Here is a 2045-nt window from a genome sequence, read left to right on the forward strand (position 1 = left end):
CGATAGCTCCGAATCGTCCGGCCACAGACCCGGTTCGGCCAGCCAGCCGGGCAGGCGTCCCTGGAGCAGTCCGTATAATTCATGCGGACTCTCCGCCAGCCGCTCCACCACCTCCCGGCGCCGGGCGATTGGCCATACCTCCATCTTCAGAACCTGCCGGAATTTCGGGGAGGCCTGCTGCGAATCCTTGGCCTCATCCCCCTTCGCCTGTCCCTTGGCGGCCGTGCCGGATGCGGGCGTCCATACCGCCGTAAGCACTCCCGGCGCGGCTTCGATCCGCATGTTCATCGTCTCCGTCATACCTTCCCTCCACCGCCAGCTTCCCGCGTTTTATTTGCGATAGCGCTACATCCAATCCTGATTTTGCAGCTCAATCAGTTCCTTCAGCTCATGATCGGACATTTCGGTGAGCCAGTTCTCACCGGAGCCGACCACCTGCTCGGAGAGATTCTTTTTCCGCTCGATCAGCTCGTCGATCCGCTCCTCCAGCGTCCCTTGGCAGATCAGCTTGTGGACCTGCACATTCTTGTGCTGCCCGATCCGGAACGCGCGGTCCGTCGCCTGATTCTCCACCGCCGGATTCCACCAGCGGTCATAATGCACAACATGGTTGGCCCGCGTCAGGTTCAGGCCCACTCCGCCCGCTTTGAGCGACAGTACGAAGAACGCCGTTCCCTCCCCTTCCTGAAAAGAGCGGACCATCTCGTCGCGGTCCCGCTTCGGAACGCCCCCGTGCAGGAACAGCGGCATCTTGCCGTACCGCTTAGCGAGCCTGTTCACGAGCAACTCCCCCATGGACACATACTGGGTAAAAATAAGCGCCGACTCCCCAAGCTCCGCGATGCTGTCCAGCACCTCGAACATCGTCTCCATTTTGCCGGATTGCTCGCTTCGGCCTGACCGGCCTTCTTCCTTGCGGAAGAGCTGCGGATGGTCGCAGATTTGCTTCAGCTTCGTCAGCGAAGACAGCACAAGCCCCCGCCGCGCCATGCCCGAGCTTCCGCCGATCGTATCCAGCATCTCGTTCACAACGCTCTGATACAGCAGAGCCTGATGCTCGGTCAGCGCACAGTAATTCTTGATCTCCAGCTTCTCCGGAAGATCCTTCGAAATATCGGGGTCGCTCTTCAGCCTCCGCAGCAGAAAAGGCGATACGAGCCGGTGCAGCTCCCGCAGCCGCTCCGCCCCTTCACCGCTCCCGTAACGCTCGCGGAAGGAATGATAGGTGCCGAGGTAGCCCGGGTTCAGAAAATGAAAAATCGACCACAGCTCACCGAGCTTGTTCTCCACGGGCGTGCCGGTCATGGCGATCCGGTGGGGAGAAGCGAGCCGCATGACGCTCTGCGCCTGCTTGGTCCGGTAATTCTTAATGTATTGGGCCTCGTCCAGCACAACGGTGGACCAGCGCACTGAGGCGAGGTCCTCGCTGTCCCGTCCGGCCAAATGGTAAGTGGTCAGCACGATGTCATGACCCGCAGCCTGCTCCCGAAAGGCTTCATCCCGCAATCTGCGGCTTCCATGGTGAATATATACGCTCAGCGAAGGCGAGAAGCGCAGCAGCTCCCGCTGCCAGTTGCCAAGCAGCGAGGTCGGGCACAGAATAAGCACCGGATTCCGGCCGGACGCCGCCTCTCCGCCTGGCGCCTGCTCACGGCCCAACAAGCAGGCAATCACCTGAACCGTCTTCCCAAGGCCCATATCGTCCGCGAGACAGACGCCAAAGCCCAGCTCGCTCATGGCGCTCAGCCATTGGTAGCCGCGCTCCTGATAAGGGCGCAGCGTTCCCTGCAGCTCCCGGGGGACCGGGTGCGCGGGCAGACTCCGCGCCGCGTCTCCGCGCATCAGCGAGGCGAGCAGCCCGGCCGTTTCCATGCCCGTAACGGGCATTCCCTTCCACAGCCGCTCTTCTCCCTCCTCCGCCTCAAGACGCATCCAGTCGGAAGCGGACATTTCTCCGCTCTCATGCCGCTTCATGTACCGGAGGACCTGGCGGATTTCCTTCGGGTCCACTTCGATCCATTCCCCGCGAAACTTGATGAACGGCA

At 61.7% G+C, this 2045-nt stretch carries 2 protein-coding genes; both read right to left on the bottom strand.

What is annotated here, in order from left to right:
• Positions 1 to 300, bottom strand: a 300-nt coding sequence (locus L692_RS27565) for a hypothetical protein (RefSeq protein ID WP_036721448.1), incomplete at its 3' end; no start/stop codon positions are given.
• Between the two features lie 45 nt (positions 301 to 345).
• Positions 346 to 2045: DEAD/DEAH box helicase (locus tag L692_RS0101905; protein ID WP_025696696.1), on the bottom strand; the 1700-nt coding region annotated here is incomplete at its 5' end.

The organism is Paenibacillus forsythiae T98, from assembly GCF_000520735.1.
Classification (GTDB): Bacteria; Bacillota; Bacilli; order Paenibacillales; family Paenibacillaceae; genus Paenibacillus_AQ; species Paenibacillus_AQ forsythiae.